At 71.5% G+C, this 17,899-nt stretch carries 11 protein-coding genes and 1 pseudogene; 10 read left to right on the top strand and 2 right to left on the bottom strand.

Features of this window, described 5'->3' with window-relative positions:
- The first annotated feature begins 59 nt into the window (after positions 1–59).
- The 5 genes from ABZ098_RS08685 to ABZ098_RS08665 all read left to right on the top strand — a co-directional run bounded on the left by ABZ098_RS08685 (position 60) and on the right by ABZ098_RS08665 (position 5,348).
- Positions 60–482, top strand: a complete 423-nt coding sequence (locus tag ABZ098_RS08685) for a hypothetical protein (protein WP_356588597.1) — start codon at positions 60–62, stop codon at positions 480–482.
- Between the two features lie 475 nt (positions 483–957).
- Entirely contained in the window at positions 958–2,022 is a 1,065-nt protein-coding gene (locus ABZ098_RS08680) for a hypothetical protein (RefSeq protein WP_356588596.1), read from the top strand.
- Positions 2,023–2,036: 14 nt separating this feature from the next.
- The gene (locus ABZ098_RS08675) at positions 2,037–3,212 is read left to right on the top strand and encodes a toxic anion resistance protein (protein WP_356588594.1); all 1,176 of its coding nucleotides are present in this window, start codon (positions 2,037–2,039) and stop codon (positions 3,210–3,212) included.
- Positions 3,209–4,765, top strand: a complete 1,557-nt coding sequence (locus ABZ098_RS08670) for a VWA domain-containing protein (RefSeq protein ID WP_356588593.1) — start codon at positions 3,209–3,211, stop codon at positions 4,763–4,765. The genes ABZ098_RS08675 and ABZ098_RS08670 overlap by 4 nt, the downstream gene beginning before the upstream one ends.
- Positions 4,752–5,348 (top strand): hypothetical protein, encoded by a 597-nt coding sequence (locus ABZ098_RS08665; RefSeq protein ID WP_356588591.1) that lies wholly within the window; start codon positions 4,752–4,754, stop codon positions 5,346–5,348. Before ABZ098_RS08670 ends, ABZ098_RS08665 begins: the two co-directional genes overlap by 14 nt.
- Before the next feature lie 189 nt (positions 5,349–5,537).
- Here the strand turns inward: ABZ098_RS08665 and ABZ098_RS08660 are convergent, their stop codons facing one another.
- Positions 5,538–7,361: a phosphoenolpyruvate carboxykinase (GTP) gene (locus ABZ098_RS08660; protein ID WP_356588589.1), complete on the bottom strand. Its 1,824-nt coding sequence runs from the start codon at positions 7,359–7,361 to the stop codon at positions 5,538–5,540.
- Between the two features lie 336 nt (positions 7,362–7,697).
- Between ABZ098_RS08660 and ABZ098_RS08655 the strand changes: the two genes are divergently transcribed.
- The 4 genes and pseudogenes from ABZ098_RS08655 (at position 7,698) to ABZ098_RS08640 (ending at position 11,526) form a co-directional block, all read left to right on the top strand.
- Entirely contained in the window at positions 7,698–8,411 is a 714-nt protein-coding gene (locus ABZ098_RS08655; protein ID WP_356588587.1) for a hemolysin III family protein, read from the top strand.
- A 100-nt stretch (positions 8,412–8,511) separates the two neighbouring features.
- Positions 8,512–10,111 (top strand): annotated as a pseudogene (locus ABZ098_RS08650) (MFS transporter).
- 11 nt (positions 10,112–10,122) lie between these two features.
- On the top strand, positions 10,123–10,749 hold the full coding sequence (locus ABZ098_RS08645) for a TetR family transcriptional regulator (protein ID WP_356588585.1): 627 nt from the start codon (positions 10,123–10,125) through the stop codon (positions 10,747–10,749).
- Positions 10,750–10,782: 33 nt separating this feature from the next.
- Positions 10,783–11,526, top strand: a complete 744-nt coding sequence (locus ABZ098_RS08640; RefSeq protein ID WP_356588584.1) for a Mut7-C RNAse domain-containing protein — start codon at positions 10,783–10,785, stop codon at positions 11,524–11,526.
- On the opposite strand, the gene ABZ098_RS08635 is transcribed toward ABZ098_RS08640, so the two are convergent.
- Positions 11,523–13,553 carry a thioredoxin domain-containing protein gene (locus ABZ098_RS08635; RefSeq protein ID WP_356588582.1) on the bottom strand — a complete coding sequence of 677 codons (2,031 nt, stop codon included), beginning with the start codon at positions 13,551–13,553 and terminating at the stop codon, positions 11,523–11,525. The genes ABZ098_RS08640 and ABZ098_RS08635 overlap by 4 nt on opposite strands.
- A 169-nt stretch (positions 13,554–13,722) precedes the next feature.
- On the opposite strand from ABZ098_RS08635, the gene ABZ098_RS08630 reads away from it, so the two are divergent.
- Positions 13,723–16,926 (top strand): tetratricopeptide repeat protein, encoded by a 3,204-nt coding sequence (locus ABZ098_RS08630; protein WP_356588580.1) that lies wholly within the window; start codon positions 13,723–13,725, stop codon positions 16,924–16,926.
- Positions 16,927–17,899: the final 973 nt, after the last annotated feature.

The raw sequence follows: 17,899 nt of genomic DNA, 5'->3' as shown, positions 1-17,899 counted from the left end.
CTCAACTTTAGACGGAATCTAAGCTAGGATGGTTTCCTGACTGCACAGGAGGCCATCCCATGTACGAACCGATCCGCACCAAGTCGGTCCACTCCACGATGGCCGACGCCCCCACCGACTTCCCCCACCGCTCCCGCGAGGAGGAGCTGGACATCCAGCTCGGTGGCCACCTCGCCGCACTGCTCGCCGTCACGGACGAGCTGCGCGCGCTGGCACCGTCCGCCGACCTCGACACCGCGGCCGAGCGGCTCGCCGAGCAGGTGGCCCGGCTGCGGGGCGGCGGCACACCGGCCCGTGCGTCGCTGACCTCGGTCACCTCCGCACCGCACCTCCCCGACCTGCACCGCCGTGCCCACGCGGTGGCCGGCCGCGCGCTGCTCGTGGCGGCGTCCCGGGCGGACACGGCGGCGGCGATCCTGGCGGCGGAGCGGATGGACTCCCACGCGGCGGCCCTGGAGCCCCGCGAACTCGCCACCCACTGAGCCCCACGGCTCCCTGAACGGCCCCGGTCCGCGCGCACCCAGAGCGACGTGCGGACCGGGTGCCATGCACTGCGTTGGCTTGAGCCGGGGTGCCTTCTCGCCGTGGGGGTCGTGTCGTCCGGCGGGTGCGGGTGCGTCGTGGCTTGTCGCGCCGTTCCCCGCGCCCCTGAGAGGGCTTCCCGCGGTCGGCGGGTGCGGGTTCGTTGTGGCTTGTCGCGCCGTTCCCCGCGCCCCTGAGAGAGCTTCCCCCAGTCGGCGGGTGCGGGTTCGTTGTGGCTTGTCGCGCCGTTCCCCGCGCCCCGGAGAGGGCTTCCCCGATCCGGCGGGTGCGGGTGCGTCGTGGCTTGTCGCGCCGTTCCCCGCGCCCCGGAGAGGGGCTTCCCCGAGTCGGCCGTGTTGAGACGGGACCGGGACTACACCTGCTGTTCATTCTCGTTGCCCAGGAACTTACCGTTCCGGGAGCACTCTTCGCGGTGTGAGACGAATCGTAGGGATCGTCCTCGCGGTCCTGCTGATCGGCGGCGTGGTGGCAGCCGTCGTGGCGGGCCGGGAAGCGGACGACAAGGGCACGGCAACGAAGACCGTGCAGGCAGTGATCGGATCGGAGAAGGCCGAGTTCTTCGAAGATCCCGACGTGGTGAAGGCCCTCGCCGCCAAGGGCTGGACCGTGAAGGCCGAGACCTCCGGGTCCTGGGCCATGGAGGGGCTGGACCTCGACGGGTACGACTTCGCCTTCCCGTCGAGCCAGGCGCCGGCCACCGAGCTCGCCGCGAGGCACAAGGTACGGGGGACCCTCCCCCGCCCCTTCTACTCGCCCCTGGTCGTCGTGGCGCACCAGAGCGCCGCCGGGGTCCTCGCGGGCAACGGCCTGGCCACCCTGGACGCCGAGCACCGCGGCACGCTGAAGATGGCCGCCTACCTCGACGCGGCCCGCGCGGACCGCACCTGGCAGCAGCTCAAGGGGGCCGGGAAGCACGGTGAGTTGACCGGCACCCTCTATCTCTCCAGCACCGACCCGGAGACCTCGAACTCCGGCGCCCTCTACCTCGCCGCCGCCTCCTACGTGGCGAACGGCGGCAAGGTCGTCGCGAGCGGTACCGAGGTCACGAGGACGACTCCCCTGCTGCACAGGCTCGTCAGCGTGCAGGGCGCCCAGCAGTCCAGCACGGACGCGGCCTTCCGGGACTTCGTCAGCGGGGCCGGCAACCCGCTCGTCCTGGTCTACGAGTCCCAGGTCGCCTCGCTCCTCGCGGACGGGCAGCACCCCGACGACCTGGTCGTCCTCTACCCGGACACCACGGTCAACAGCGACCACACGGTCGTACCGCTGACCGAGAACGGCCAGGCCGTCGCCGAACTCCTTTCCAGCGACCCGCGGCTGCGCGCGCTGGAGGTCCGGCACGGGTTCCGGCCGCAGGGCGAGGCCACCGAGTTCGCCTCGGCCGCCACCTATCTCAAGCAGGAACTGACCGGCGTCCGCCAGGCGCCCGTGCCCACCTCCGCGGTGCTGCACGAGCTGGCGCGACGGGCGCGCGGATGACGGGGGAAGCACCGATGACATCCATGAACGACAACGACACCTTCACGCTCACTCCGCCCGAGCCCGTGGCCGCCGTGCCCCGTGAGAAGGCCGGCGGGCTCGTCCCCGTCGACGACTCGGTGCGGACCGACATGGCCAGGAAGGCCTCCGCGTACGTCGAGGGACTCGCGACGCTCGACGCCCGCTCCCCCGAGTTCGCCGGCAAGGTCGGCGAGATCACCGCGCTCGGCGGCGGGGAGTTGCGCGGTGCCGCCGCGCAGTCCAACCGGATGCTGGAGCGGACCGTGCGCAGCCTGCCGGACAAGGGCGGGGACGCCCAGTCGCAGGTGGCCGGATCGCTCGTCGAACTGCGGCGGGTGGTCGAGGACCTGGACCCGCGGGACCTGTCCACCGCAAAGGGCCGCAGGTTCCTGTCCCGGCTCCCCGGCGGCGACAGGCTGCGCGACCATGTCGCCAAGTACGCCTCCGCCCAGGGGACGCTGAACAGGATCGTGGGCTCGCTGCGCGGCGGTCAGGACGAACTGCGCCGGGACGACGCCGCGTTGCAGACCGAGCGGGTCCGGCTGTGGGAGACCATGGGCAAGCTCCAGGAGTACGTGGTGCTGACCGAGGCCCTGGACACGGCCGTCGAGCAGCACATCACCGCGGTGGGAGATCCCGGGGCGGCCGACACCCTCCGCGCCGACGTGCTCTTCCCCGTCCGGCAGAAGCACCAGGACCTGCTCACCCAGCTCGCCGTCTGCGCGCAGGGCTACCTCGCCATGGACGTCGTACGGCGCAACAACGAGGAGCTCATCAAGGGCGTCGAGCGGGCGGCCACGACCACCGTCTCGGCCCTCAGGATCTCGGTCATGCTGGCCTCCGCGCTCGACAACCAGAAGAAGGTCGTCGAGCAGGTCAACGCCCTGCGCGGGACGACCGAGGACCTGATCCGGGGCAACGCCGAGATGCTGGCGACCCAGAGCGGGGAGATCCAGCGCATCGCGGCCGACCCGGCGGTCGGCGCCGAGACCCTGCGCTCCGCCTTCCAGCAGATCTACCGCACGCTGGACGCGATCGACACGTACAAGGTCCAGGCGACCGAGGTGATGGCGGCGACCGTGGCGTCCCTGACCACCGAACTCCAGCACGCGAGCGGGTACTTGGAGCGCAGCCGGTCGCAGGGCGCGGTGGAGGGGGGCCTCGGATGAGTCGACGCGCACTGGCCGGCTGCCTGGCGGCACTCGGTCTGCTCACCGCCTGCACCACTCAGGACGACGGGATCGGCGGCCTCTCGACGCCCGGCGTCCCCGGCCCCGCCGAGCCGGGCACCCTCCGCGTCCTTGCCTCCAGCGAGCTGAGCGACATGGCCCCGGTCCTCGCCCAGGTCGAGAAGGACACCGGCGTCAAGGTGAAGCTGAACCCCATCGGCACGCTGGACGCCGTGGACATGCTGGCCACGGGGAGGACCGACGGCCGGTACGACGCCCTGTGGCTGTCCTCGAACGACTACCTCCGGCTGCGCCCCGACGCGGCGAAGAAGGTGGTCTCCGAGACGCCCGTCATGTCGAGCCCGGTCGCGATCGGCGTGCGGACCGCGACGGTGAGGTCACTCGGCTGGAAGCCCGCCGACGTCACCTGGTCCCAGGTCGAGCAGGCCGTCCAGGACGGGAGGCTGACGTACGGCATGACCGACCCGGCCCGCTCCAACTCCGGCTTCTCCACGCTGGTCTCGGTGGCCTCGGCCCTCTCCGGCGCCCAGTCGGCGCTCACCGACGCGGACGTCACCGAGGCCACGCCCCGGCTGAAGGAGTTCTTCAGGGGCCAGAAACTGACCTCGGGCTCCTCGGGCTGGCTGGCCGCGGCCTACGACCGGCGCGGTGACGTCGACGCCCTCCTGAACTACGAGTCCGTCCTCAGCGGCGTCCCGGGCCTGACGGTGATCCGCCCCCGCGACGGCGTGGTCACCGCCGACTACCCGCTCACCACGCTCAAGTCCACGGACACGCGGACCCGCGAGGACGTCCGCCGCGTGACCGAGGACCTGCGCACCGGGAAGATCCAGCGGCTGATCACCGAGCGCACCCACCGCCGCCCGGTCGTCACCGCGGTCGCGCCCGCGAGCGGCCTGGACACCACCCGCCGCCGCGAACTCCCCTTCCCGGGCACCCGTTCCGTCGCCGACGGTCTCCTCGACTCCTACGAGAACGAGCTGCGCCGCCCGTCGAGGACCGTGTACGTCCTGGACACCTCTGGCTCGATGGAGGGCGAGCGGCTGGACCGCCTGAAGACGGCACTCACCGATCTGACCGGCGACTTCCGTGAGCGTGAGGAGGTCACGCTGATGCCGTTCGGCTCGGAGGTGAAGAGCGTACGGACGCACGTGGTCGAGCCGGCGGACCCGCGGACCGGCCTGGACGCCATCCGCGAGGACACCTCGGCGCTCTCCGCCGACGGCGACACCGCGATCTACACCTCGCTGGAGAAGGCGTACGACCACCTCGGCGCCGACAGGGACACGTTCACGTCGATCGTGCTGATGACGGACGGCGAGAACACGGCCGGGGCGGAGGCCGAGGACTTCGACGCCTTCTACGCCCGGCTCGGCCGGGAGGCCCGGGACATCCCCGTCTTCCCCATCCTCTTCGGCGACTCCGACCGCTCCGAGCTGGCCCACATCGCCGACCTGACCGGCGGCCGCCTCTTCGACGCCCGGCAGGGCTCGCTGGACGGCGCCTTCGAGGAGATCCGTGGCTATCAGTAGGTACCTGGAGTCCCGCAAGAACCTCACGGGCAGCGCGTGCGGGCTGGCAGGACTGGCGCTGACCTTCGCGGGGGTGGCGGGCCCGTACTGGCCCGTGGTGGTGGCCGGGCTCTACGGCGCGGGCGCCCTGATCGCCCCGCCGGAGCGTCCCGCACTGCCGGACTTCCCCGACCCGTCGGCCCAGCTCGACGAGCTGCGGGGCGACTTCGAGAAGCTGCGGGCGTATCTGACGGACATCGAGCTGTCGGTCACGGCGGCGGCCCGGCTGCGTGAACTCGGTGAGCTGCTGGGCGCGTTGCTCGACCGGGGCTGGAGCGAGGAGCTGCTGGCGCACGATCCGGAAGGTGTGCACTCGCTGTCCCGGATCGTGCGGCGCGACCTGCCCGAGGCCGTCGACAGCTTCGTACGGACCCGGTGGTGGACGCGGATGACGCCGGGCACGGAGTCCCCCGAGCTCCATCTGGAGCAGCAGTTGGGCCTCATGAAGAAGGACGCGGAGCAACTGGCGGCGGCCCTGCGGGACTCGGAGGCCAGACGGCAGGAGACCCACACCCGCTACCTGGAGGAACGCTCGGAGCGTTAGCGACGGGGAAAGCCGGCGAGGGCCCGCCCTCACCGGGCTTCCCGTCGGGGCGGACGGGAATAGGTAAGGGCAGGCCCACAGCCGCACACGCCGTTGTGTGCGGCCTCGCCGTACTGAAACCGCGGTCGGCCGTGACGATATTGCTGGTCAGGGCACGATCGGAGCCGACCGCGGTGTCTTGGCGGGACCTCAGCCCAGGCGCTGCACCAGCGCCCGGTACTCGTCCCACAGCTCCTTGGGCGTGTGGTCGCCGAAGGTGTTGAGGTGCTCGGGAATCAGGGACGCCTCCTCCCGCCACACCTCCTTGTCGACCGTGAGCAGGAACTCCAGGTCGGAGTCGGCCAGTTCGAGACCTTTGGTGTCGATGGCGTCCTTGGTCGGCAGGATGCCGATCGGCGTCTCGACGCCCTCGGCCTTGCCTTCGAGGCGCTCCACGATCCACTTCAGGACACGGCTGTTCTCACCGAAGCCGGGCCAGACGAACGCGCCCTCGTCGTTCTTGCGGAACCAGTTGACGTAGTAGATCTTCGGCAGCTTGGACTGGTCCTTGTCCTTGGCCACGTCGACCCAGTGCCCCATGTAGTCGCCCATGTTGTAGCCGCAGAACGGCAGCATGGCGAAGGGGTCGCGGCGCAGCTCGCCGACCTTTCCCTCGGCGGCGGCGGTCTTCTCGGAGGCCACGTTGGCGCCCAGGAAGACGCCGTGGTTCCAGTCGAAGGACTCCGTCACCAGGGGTACGGCGCTGGCGCGGCGGCCGCCGAAGAGGATCGCCGAGATCGGCACGCCCTTGGGGTCCTCCCACTCGGGCGCGATGATCGGGCACTGCGAGGCGGGGACGGTGAAGCGGGCGTTGGGGTGGGCGGCGGGCGTCCCCGACTCGGGCGTCCAGTCGTTGCCCTTCCAGTCGGTGAGGTGGGCCGGGGTCTCCTCCGTCATGCCCTCCCACCAGATGTCGTTGTCGTCGGTGAGGGCGACGTTGGTGAAGACGGAGTTGCCCCACAGCGTCTTCATCGCGTTGGCGTTGGTGTGCTCGCCGGTGCCGGGGGCGACGCCGAAGAAGCCGGCCTCGGGGTTGATCGCGTAGAGGCGGCCGTCCTCACCGAAGCGCATCCAGGCGATGTCGTCGCCGATGGTCTCCACGGTCCAGCCGGAGATCGTGGGCTCCAGCATGGCGAGGTTGGTCTTGCCGCAGGCGGACGGGAAGGCGGCGGCGACGTACTTGGACTCGCCCTGCGGCGGGGTGAGCTTGAGGATGAGCATGTGCTCGGCGAGCCAGCCCTCGTCGCGGGCCATCACCGACGCGATGCGCAGGGCGTAGCACTTCTTGCCGAGCAGGGCGTTGCCGCCGTAGCCGGAGCCGTAGGACCAGATCTCGCGGGACTCCGGGAAGTGCGAGATGTACTTGGTGGAGTTGCAGGGCCAGGGAACGTCCTCCTGGCCCTCCTCCAGCGGCGCCCCGAGGGTGTGCACGGCCTTCACGAAGAAGCCGTCGTCGCCGAGCTCGTCGAGGACGGGCTGTCCCATGCGGGTCATGGTGCGCATGGAGACGGCGACGTAGGCGGAGTCGGTGATCTCGACGCCGATCGCGGAGAGGTCCGAGCCGAGCGGGCCCATGCAGAAGGGGACGACGTACATCGTCCGGCCCTTCATCGAACCGCGGAAGACGCCCTGCTCCCCGGCGAAGATCTCCCGCATCTCCCCCGGTGCCTTCCAGTGGTTGGTCGGCCCGGCGTCCTCCTCCTTCTCCGAGCAGATGAAGGTGCGGTCCTCGACGCGCGCGACGTCGGTCGGGTCGGAGGCCGCGTAGTAGGAGTTGGGGCGCTTGATCGGGTCGAGCTTCTTGAAGGTGCCCTTCGCGACGAGCTCCTCGCACAGGCGCTCGTACTCCGCTTCGGATCCGTCACACCAGACCACGCTGTCCGGCTGGGTCAGTTCGGCGATCTCGTTCACCCACGAGATCAGTTCCTTGTGCTGGGTGGGGATGACGGGGGGAGCCGCGATGTCGCGCGCCACGATTGCTCCTAGATGAGGGATTTTGTGTTTGGAGGCCCCGTGGGGGCTGCGACCCGGATGCTTTTCGTGCCTTTGGTGGTGACCTTGGCGCTCATCCGGTGCCGACCGCACTCATTTGATCATCCGACTGAAGCGCCCATCTGTCCAGAGGGCATCACAAGTGAGCGGAGTGAGGATCGCCACGCTTTCTCTGTACACAGCGCGTTTATTTGCGCGCACATAACGTTCAGCCGACCGTTTCTTTACTGGTCAACTCCCATGAGATGATGGCCACTCTCGACCGTTCCCACGCTGTACTCATGCGTAACTTACGGTCCCGTAGGTACGATGCCGGGCATGACGCCGCCCGCCCACGACGCCGATGCGCCCTCCCTGCCCCACCAGATCAAGCAGCACGCCCACGACCTGGCCGAGCCCATCAAGCCGAAGCTGCGCGGCTGGCTGCACCTCGGAATGTTCCCGGCCGCACTGATCGCGGGACTCGTGCTGACCGCCCTCGCCGACTCCACCAGAGGCCGTATCGCCTGCGGGATCTTCGCCCTGACCGCCTGTCTGCTGTTCGGCGTCAGCGCGCTGTACCACCGCGGCACCTGGAGCCCCCGCATGGACGGCGTCCTGCGACGACTGGACCACGCCAACATCTTCCTGATCATCGCCGGCACCTACACGCCACTGACCATGCTGCTCCTGCCGGGCAGCAAGGGACGGTGGCTGCTGTGGGGCATCTGGAGTGCCGCGCTGGCCGGCATCCTCTTCCGGGTCTTCTGGGTCGGCGCCCCGCGCTGGCTCTACACCCCCTGCTACATCGCCATGGGCTGGGCCGCCGTCTTCTTCCTGCCCGACTTCATGCGCGCCGGCGGCGTCGCGGTCCTGGTCCTGGTCGTCGTCGGCGGCCTGCTCTACAGCGCGGGCGGGGTGATCTACGGCCTCAAGCGACCGAACCCGTCACCGCGCTATTTCGGCTTCCACGAGGTGTTCCACTCCCTCACCGTGGCCGCCTTCGCCGTCCACTACATCGGCATCTCCCTGGTGGCGTACCAGCACACATAGGACCGGTCCCCCATCGAGGGCCACGGCTTGCGAGCCGTGGCCCTTTTTGCGTGCCGGAATCGATTGACAGTCTCTACTTTTTGAGAGTTACTCTCAATTCATGGAAACCATCACTCCCGCCCCCCGTCGCTGGTGGGCCCTGGCCGCCCTCGTCGCGAGCATACTGACGCTCGGCTTCGACCTGACGATCCTCAACGTGGCGCTGCCGACGATGGCCGCCGACCTCGACGCCGGAACCGGCGCACAGCTGGGGGTCCCCCCAGGCGTTTAGCACTGGGGGAGGATGGCGGACGCCTACGTCGTCGTCTTCGCCGCCCTGATGCTCCCCGCGGGCCTGCTCGGCGACCGCTTCGGGCGGCGCCGGATGCTGATCACCGGACTCGCCGTCTTCCTCGCCGGCTCCCTGGTCGGCGCGCTTGCCACCGACGTGAACGCGGTGATCGCGGCCCGCGCGGTGATGGGAATCGGCGGCGCCCTCGTCACCCCGCTCGCGCTCTCCGTACTGCCCACGCTCTTCGCCCCCGACGAACGCACCAAGGCCGTCGGCATCGTCTCCGCCGCCTCCGCGCTCGGCCTGCCGCTCGGCCCGATCATCGGCGGCCGGCTGCTCAACCACTTCTGGTGGGGCTCGGTCTTCCTCGTCAACGTCCCGATGGCCGCCATCGGCATCGCCGCCTGCGTCTTCCTGCTCCCCGAGACCCGGGACCCCTCCTCCCCCAAGGTCGACGCCTTCTCCGCCGCGCTGGCCGTCACCGGCCTCGGCGCCCTCGTCTACGCGATCATCGAGGCCCCCACCCGCGGCTGGAGCGACCCGCTGGTGCTCGGGATGCTCGCGGCGGCCGTCGCCCTCATCACCACCCTGGTCCTGCGCGAACGCCGGGTCCAGCGCCCCATGCTCGACATGACCCTGCTCACCCACCGCGGCTTCCTCTTCAACACGATCGCCGCGACCCTGGTCAGCTTCATCCTGTCCGGCCTGCTGTTCGTCCTGCCGCCCTTCCTCCAGGCCGTCCTCGGCCACGACGCCTCGGCACCGGCGTCCGACTGCTGCCGATGATGGGCGGCTTGCTGGTCGCGTCCCGCCTCGCCCCCAGCATCGTGGCCCGCTTCGGCGCCCGCGCCACGGTGAGCGCCGGCCTGGTGGTGCTGGCCTTCGCCGGGCTCCTGGGCAGCCGTACGACCGTGGACTCCGGCTACGGATTCGTCGCGCTCTGGCTCTCCCTCACCGGATTCGGCTTCGGCCTCTCCCTCATCCCCGCCATGAACGGCGGCCTGAGCGCCCTCCCCGGCGACCGCGCCGGCTGGGGGTCCCCCCACGCCTTTCGGGCAGTGGGGGAGGCTCCGGACTCCTGATGACCATGCGCCAGGTCGGCGGCGCGATCGGCATCGCCCTGCTCGGCAGCCTGCTCGCCGACACCTTCCGGGACCGCCTCGACGTCACCGGACTGCCCGCCAAGGCCGCCGACACCGCCGGCGAGTCCGTGGTCGCGGCACACCTCGTCGCCCAGCGCACCGGCTCCGCCGACCTGCTGGCCTCCGCGAACGACGCGTACGTCCACGGCATGGGCGTCGTCCTGCTGGTGTGCGGGATCGCCGCCCTCGTCGCCGCACTCCTCGCGGCCGCGTTCCTGCCCGCCACACCCCGCCCGACCAAGACCTCCACCGACCCGGACATCGCTGCCGAGGAGGCCCATGCCTGAGAATGGCACCCATGACGCCCGTACACTCCTCTCCCCCCGCTGACACCCCCCAGCTGGGACTTCGCGAGCGGAAGAAGATCAAGACCCGGACGGCGATCCGCGACGCCACGTACGCGCTGATCGAGGAACAGGGCTACGACGCCACCACGGTCGAGCAGATCGCCGAACGCGCCGAGGTGTCGCCGTCCACGGTCTTCCGCTACTTCCCCACGAAGGAGGACATCGTCCTCACGGACGAGTACGACTCCGTCATGCTGGACGAGCTGCGCGCCCGGCCGGTGGACGAGCCGTGGACGGAGTCCGTGCGGCACATCCTGCACCGCGCCCTCGACCTCTCCGACGTGGACTACGAGATCACCCGGCTGCGCGCCCATCTGATGATCCAGGTGCCGGCGGTGCGCGCCCGCATGATGGAGAGCATGTCCGTCACCGGCCGGCTGCTCTCCGGGGCGATCGCGGAACGCACCGGCCGCGACGCGGACGACCTGGAGGTACGGGTCCAGACCATGTCCCTCATCGGCGGTCTCACCGAGGTCTACCAGTACTGGGCGGAGAACGGCATGCGGGACGACCTGCACAGCCTCACCGAGCGCGCCCTGCGCGTCCTGGAACACGGGCTCCCCGCGAAAAAGCCCTGAGACCACCGCCCGCCCCCATGCCATCCTGACCCGGTGAGCGCACCCGAGATCCACGTCGAATTCGCCCCCGAGCTGGCCCTGTTCGTCCCACACGGACGCCGCCGCGGCGCCACCCCCGTCACCACCGACGGCACCTCCTCCCTCGGCCATGTCGTGGAGTCCCTCGGCGTCCCGCTCACCGAGGTCGGCGCACTGCGCGTCGACGGCCGCGAGGTGCCCAGGTCGTACGTCCCCTCCGCGGGCGACGCCGTGCACGTCCTCCCGGTCGCCCGCCCCCAGCACGTCCCCGGCGCCCCGCTCCGCTTCCTCCTCGACGTCCACCTCGGCACCCTCGCCCGTCGGCTGCGCCTGCTCGGCGTGGACACCGCGTACGAGTCGACGGACATCGGCGACCCGGCCCTCGCCACCCGCTCGGCCACCGAGAAACGGGTCATGCTCAGCCGCGACCGCGGCCTGCTGCACCGCAGGGAACTCTGGGCCGGCGCCTTCGTCTACAGCACCCGCCCCGAGGACCAACTCCGCGACGTCCTGGACCGGTTCCGCCCCGAACTCAAGCCCTGGACCCGCTGCACGGCCTGCAACGGCCTGCTGCGCGAGGCCACCAAGGAACAGGTGGCGGACCGGCTGGAGGGCGGCACGGAACGGTCGTACGACGTCTTCGCCCAGTGCGAGGAGTGCGGTCGCGCCTACTGGAAGGGCGCCCACCACGAACAACTGGAGGCGATCGTGGCGAACGCCCTGGCGCAGTCCGACCGCCGGGACGCCGACGCGGGCTAACCGCCCAACGTCACCCGCAACGCCTCCGCGTCGGTCGTAGGCGCATCACACGTGAAGTGCCGGCAGACGTACGCGGTGGGCCGCCCCTCGACGAGAACCCGGTCGGCGAGCAACGGCAGCTCCTCGCTGCCCGCGGTCCCCACCGCGACCACCGCACCCGGAGCGGTCCCCAGAAGTGCCGTACGGTGCAAAGCCCTTGTGGCCTCGTCGGTCAGCGCGGGCCCCACGATCGCGACCTCCTTCGGCCCGTCGAGCCGTGCCTCCGCCACCGCGAGCCCCCACCCGACGAACCGCGGCACCCGCGGACCGAGCGCCTTCACCACCCCGAGCGCCTTCTCCGCGGCGGCACGATGGGGCTCGGCCCCGGTCTGCGCCGCATAGGACAACAACGCCCCCGCCGCGGCCGTCCACCCGGACGGCACCGCGTTGTCGGTCGGATCCTGAGGCCGCCGGATCAACTTCTCGGCATCGGCGGCGGTGTCGAACAGCGCCCCCTCCGGCCCGGTGAACCGCGTCAGTACGTGGTCGAGCAGGAACCCGGCGAAGTCGAGCCAGACCCCCTCCCCGGTCACCGACGCCAGCGCGAGGAACCCCTCGGCCACATCGGCGTAGTCCTCCAACACCCCGGCGTTGGCACCCACCTGACCGTCCTTGCTCGTACGGGCCAGCCGGGCCTGCTCGTCCAGATGCAGCCGCACGAGAAGGTCCGCGGCCCCGACAGCGGCGTCCACCAGGTCGGGGCGGTCGAAGTACGCCCCGGTCTCGGCGAGCGCGGCGATCGCGAGCCCGTTCCACGCGGCGACGACCTTGTCGTCCCGGCCGGGGGCGGGCCGCTCGGCGCGGGCGTCGAGCAGCCGCCGCCTGATCGACTCGACCCTCTCCGCATCGAACACGGTGTCCTGCTGCGGCAGTTGCAGCACTGACTGCCCGTGCTCGAACGTGCCCTCCTCGGTCACACCGAAGTACTGCGCGGCGAGCTCGGCGTCCTGTTCCCCGAGCACCTCACGCAACTGCCCCGGCGTCCACACGTAGTACGCCCCCTCGACGTGCTTCCCACTCCCGTCGTCACTGTCGGCGTCCAACGCGGAGGCGAACCCGCCCTCGGCGGTGCGCAGTTCCCGCACCATGAAGTCGGCGGTGTCGAGCGCCACCCGCCGAGCGAGATCGGAGCCGGTGGCACGCCAGAGGTGCGCGTAGACACGGCACAGCAGGGCGTTGTCATAGAGCATCTTCTCGAAGTGCGGCACGATCCAGTCGCGGTCCACGGAGTAGCGGGCGAAACCACCGCCGAGCTGGTCGTGGATGCCACCGCGGGCCATACGCTCGCAGGTGTCCTGAGCCATCTGGAGGGCACCCTCGGCACCGGTGCGCGCGTGGTGCCGCAGCAGGAACTCGACCACCATCGACGGCGGGAACTTCGGCGCCCCGCCGAACCCGCCGCGCTGCGCGTCGTACTCCCGCGTCAGCCCCAGCAGCGCCGCGGCGAGCTGCTCCTCGTCGGGGGCCTGCGAGTCGCCGTAGGAGATCTCCCGCCCGGCGAGGTCCCGCACGATCTTCCCGGCGACCTCGGCGACCTCGTCCCGCCGGTCGCTCCACGCGGCCCGCACCCCCTCCAGCACCTGCCGGAAGGAGGGCATGCCCTGGCGGGGCGAGGGCGGGAAGTAGGTGCCGAAGTAGAAGGGCTCGGCGTCCGGGGTCAGGAACACGGTCATGGGCCAGCCACCCTGCCCGGTGGCGGCCTGCACGGCCTCCATGTAGACGGCGTCGACGTCGGGACGTTCCTCGCGGTCGACCTTGATGTTGACGAAGTGCTCGTTCATGAAGGCGGCGACCACCTCGTCCTCGAAGCTTTCCCGGGCGAGAACGTGGCACCAGTGGCAGCTCGAATACCCGACGCTCAGCAGGACGGGTTTGTTCGTCCTCCGCGCCTCCTCGAAGGCCTCGGCCGACCAGGGCCACCAGTCGACCGGGTTGTCGGCGTGCTGGAGGAGGTAGGGGGACGTCTCGTGGGCCAGTCGGTTCGGCATGGAGTCCATCCTGCCGCAGTACCCCTCGGGTGAGGCGTCAGGCGTGCCCCGGACGGCGACGCGGACAAACCGTCCCCGATGACGTCGAAGGCGTTCGCCCTCTCGCCCCGGTGCCCCGTCCGCAGCACACTTGACCAAGAAAGCCGTTGCCGCCGGAGGGGGACGTGACATGCGGGACAGCCATCGGGCGGAAGCCGAACGGCTGTTGGGGCGGGCCGTGGAGGAGGAGGTGCGGCGGTCGGGCGGGCGGGTCGACGGCACCGTGCTGCTCGCGCGGGCCCGTGGATCACTGGACGCGATGGCGCAGACGGCCGCCGAGGAGTACGAGGCCTACACGCGCGCGCTGGACGAGGCGCAGGCCGGACAGCTCACGTTCGGGCAGCGGTACGCGAAGGAGGCGTCCGGCACTCCCCTGCTGGTGGCCGCGGTCGCCGCTGTGGCCGCCGCCGTCGCCGACCTGGCGCTCGGTACCGGGGCGGGCACCGCGCTGGGCGCGGGCGTGGTCGTCGGGGTCGTGGGCGCCGCGACGACCGTCGTGAAGGTGGCCGGCTCGCATCTGCCGGCCGCGCACCACCGGGCGGGCGCCATCGGTCAGCCCGGCGGCCCGGAACAGCTGCGGCTCCAGTGGCTGACGGCCCTGGAGGTGCGGGGGATCCGGCCCTTCCTCGACCAGCAGCGGGTACTGAACGCGTCGACCGGTCCGAAGAAGGCGGGCCCGCGGCTGCGCGGCACGGACAAGAGCGCGGCGGCCCGCGGAAGAAGCGTGCTGGAGCAGTCGTTCGGTCAACTTCCGGAGCGGATAGGCGAGTTCGCGGACCGGCGGGCGGAGATGGGCCGTATCCGGCAGTGGGTGCAGGCCGCGCGCGCGACCACCGAGACCCGGCCCACCGTGGTCGTCCTGCACGGGCCGCCCGGCAGCGGTCGTACGGCACTGGCCGTACGGGCGGCGCACGATCTCAAGGACTACTTCCGGGGCGCCTGCGTCGTGGACCTGCGCGGCGACAACCCGGAGGAGTCCCCGCTGTCGACCCGGGACGCGCTGCTGCATCTGCTGAACCGGCTCGGTGCCCCGCGCGAGCAGCTCCTGTTCCGTGAGCGTTCCTCCCCCGACCAGCAGGTCAAGCGGCTGAGCGAGCTGTACCACCAGCATCTGACGGGCCTACCGGTGACGATCGTGCTGGACGACGCCTCTGACCCCGAGCAGGTCCGCACGCTCGTCCCGGAGCGTTCCGACAGCCTGATCCTGGTCACCGCGCGCGAGCCGCTCGGTCTGCCCGCGGACCTCGCCGCCCATGTGCACGAACTTCCGATCGACGCCCTCGACGCGGCGGGCGCCGAGGAGTTGCTGGACGCGGCCGCGCAGTCCGCCACCGGCCCCTACGACGCCCAGTCCGCCGACCGGATCAGGGAGCTGTGCGGCGGTCTGCCGCTGGCCCTGCGCATCGCGGGCTCGTCGCTGGGCCCCCGTTCGCCGCGGCAGCTCGCCTCGGATCTGGGTGCGTACGGCCCGGTCGGACCCGTGGAGCGTGCCCTGTGGCTGCGCTACACCGATCAGTCGGAGCAGGCCCGCCGGCTGCTGCGCCGGCTCGCGCTGGCCGGCCGGGCCTCGCTCGGCGCCGCCGCGGCCGCCGCGCTGCTGGCCACCGACGAGACGGAGGCGGTCCGGCATCTGACGGCGCTGGCCCGCGCGGGCCTGATCGACCACGTCCGCGGCAGCCGCTACCGCGTTCATGACGTGGTCCGCGCCTTCGCCCAGGCGAGACTGCTGGACGAGGAGGAGCCGACCGAGCGCACGGCCGCGCAGGAACGCCTCATCGTCAACTACGCCGACCTCGCCGACTCGGTGCTGCGTCTGGTCGACGGCAACATGTCGACCCGCTCGGACCGTTTCAGCCCGCACGGTTTCACCTCCCTGGACGAGGCGTTGCGCTGGCTGGACGACGAGTCGAGCTTCATCACGGCGGCGCTGCGGCACGCGGACGGCGTCAACCAAGGGGCGGTCCTCAACCTCCTGGGCGCGCTGTGCGACTACTGCCTGCTGCGCGGCGACCTCTACCGCCTGGGCGAGATCAGCGAGTTGGCGCAGGCCGTGGACCAGGGGCTGCTGGTCCGTTCGGTGCAGTGGCGCACCGGTATCGCCGCCCGTCAGCTCGGCGAGCTGGACAAGGCGCGCACGACCCTGACCTCGGTGGTCGACCTGTACATGGAGGCGCATCACGACGCGGGCGCCGCGCGTGCCCTGTGCTCGCTGGGCATCACCCTGCACCACCAGGGTCATCTGACCGAGGCGGCGGCGAAGCTCCAGGAGGCGCTGGCCCTCCAGTCGCCCCCCGAACTGGCCACGGACCGTGCCTGGACCATGCACGCCCTGGCGGCGGTGGAGCGGGATCGCGGCCGTGTGGCCGAGTCCCTCGACCTGCTCACCCGCTCCCTGGTGCTGCACCGCGCCGGCGAGTCCGTGCACGGCGAGGCCTGGGCCCACTTCCAGCTCGGTCAGCTGGCCCTGCGCATGGGTGACGTGCCGCGTGCGGAGTCGGAGCTCAGGACGGCCCTCGACCTGTACGGCCGCACCCGTGACGCCCGTGGCGAGGCGTGGGCGCTGACCCAGCTCGCGCGGGCGCGACTGGTGGCCGCAGACCCGTCGGCCGCGGTGGACGGTCTGCGCCAGGCGGCCTCCCGGCACCGCGACAACGAGGACGCGCGGGGCGAGGCGTGGACGGTGTACTACCTGGGCCAGGCGTTGGAGGAGACCGGCAACCTGGACCTGTCGGTCCGGGAGCTGGAACGCTCGCGGACGATGTTCTCCCGGATGCGGGACGTCTACGGCCTGGCCTGTGCCCGGCACCACTCGGCCCGCGTCACCCGCGACCAACGGGCCGCCCAGACCGGCTCGTTGCGCAACTCCGGCTTCGCCCGCCAGCTCCTGGTCGATGCCCGCGCCGACTTCCAGCGCATCGGCGTCGCCCACGGCGAGGCGTGGACGTGCCTGGAACTGGCGGTGGTGGACGCGGGCAACGGCCGTACCCCGCAGGCCCTCGCCCTGTGCGACGAGGCGGTGGCCCTGTTCGCCTCCTACGGCGATCGGCGGGGCGAGGACTGGGCCCGTTTCCTGCGCTGCACCCTGCTGCCGTACGCGGCACCGGGCGGCGTGGAGATCGGTACGGCGGTCGCCCAGGAGGAGCTGGCGGAACTGGCCCGCCGGGAGCACGGCTCACGCGACGAGAAGCTGGACGACTACGTGGGGGCGTACGGGCTGCTGCTGGAGCGCGGGGTGAACCTGGACACCGGGTGGCAGGCCTGGCGTCTGGGAATGGTGCCGAACCGGCACGCGCGTGAGGTGATGGGGGTGGGGGTGGCTTCGGCACGGGGGTGACGGGCCCCGGCCCGGTTCACCTGCCCGCCGCCGACGGTGATCAGCACCCCGGCTCGAACCAGGCCACGCTCCGTCCCCTGCGCTGCGATCACCGGCCGCCGGGAACGGCGGCCCCGACGTTTCCGGTGCACTGCGATCACTGGCTGGGAGCGGCAGCCCGGGCGGGTTCTGGTGCGCTGCGATCACCGGCCCGGTGCGGCGGCCCGGGCAGACTCCGGTGCACTTCGACCACTAGCCCGGAGCGGCCGCCCATACGGGCTCCGACGCACATCGACCACCGACCCGAAGCGGCAGTCCAGACGGGCTCCGACACACTGCGACCACCAACCCGGAGCGGCACCCCAGGCAGACTCCGGAGCACTTCGACCACCAGCCCGGAGCGGCCGCCCAGGCACGTTCCGGTGCACTTCGACCACCGACCCGAAGCGGCAGCCCAGGCGGGCTCCGGTGTTCGGGACGCCGGCCGGGGCCGGGGCGCTGTCTCGCCCAGTGCGCGCGGAGTCGTCCCGGGCGCTGCGGTCACCGGCGGGCGGTGATGGCGCAGGCGGTGCCGGTGAGTGGGACACCGGGCGGGGCGACGCTCTCTCCCACCCGCTGCACGCGGAGTCGTCCCGGGCAGCTGCCGTCATCGGTCGGCGGCGACGGCACCGACACACGGGCTGAAGCACGCCCGCATACCCGCCGACCGCGACGGCTCCGGGGTCCCTGACACCCGCTCCGCCGGGCCGGGCCGGGCCGAGGGACGCTGCGTCCCGCTGCGTGCGGAGTCGTGCCGTGCACCGCGGTCACTGACCGGAGGCGGCATCCGCAGCACGGGCTCAGGCCGAGGCACGCCCGTACATCCGACGAAATCGGGACAGCCCCGCCGCCTCGGAGACCGACCGGCCGGGGCATGCTCCCGCTGCACGCGGAGTCGCCCGGGGAGGCTGCCGTCACCGGACGGGCGCGGCCGAGGACGGGAGGGGGCGGAGGA

This window comes from Streptomyces sp. NPDC006335 (assembly GCF_040612795.1).
Lineage (GTDB): Bacteria > Actinomycetota > Actinomycetes > Streptomycetales > Streptomycetaceae > Streptomyces.
Note: the sequence above shows the minus strand (reverse complement) of the source record. Positions and strands in the feature narration are given on the sequence as shown.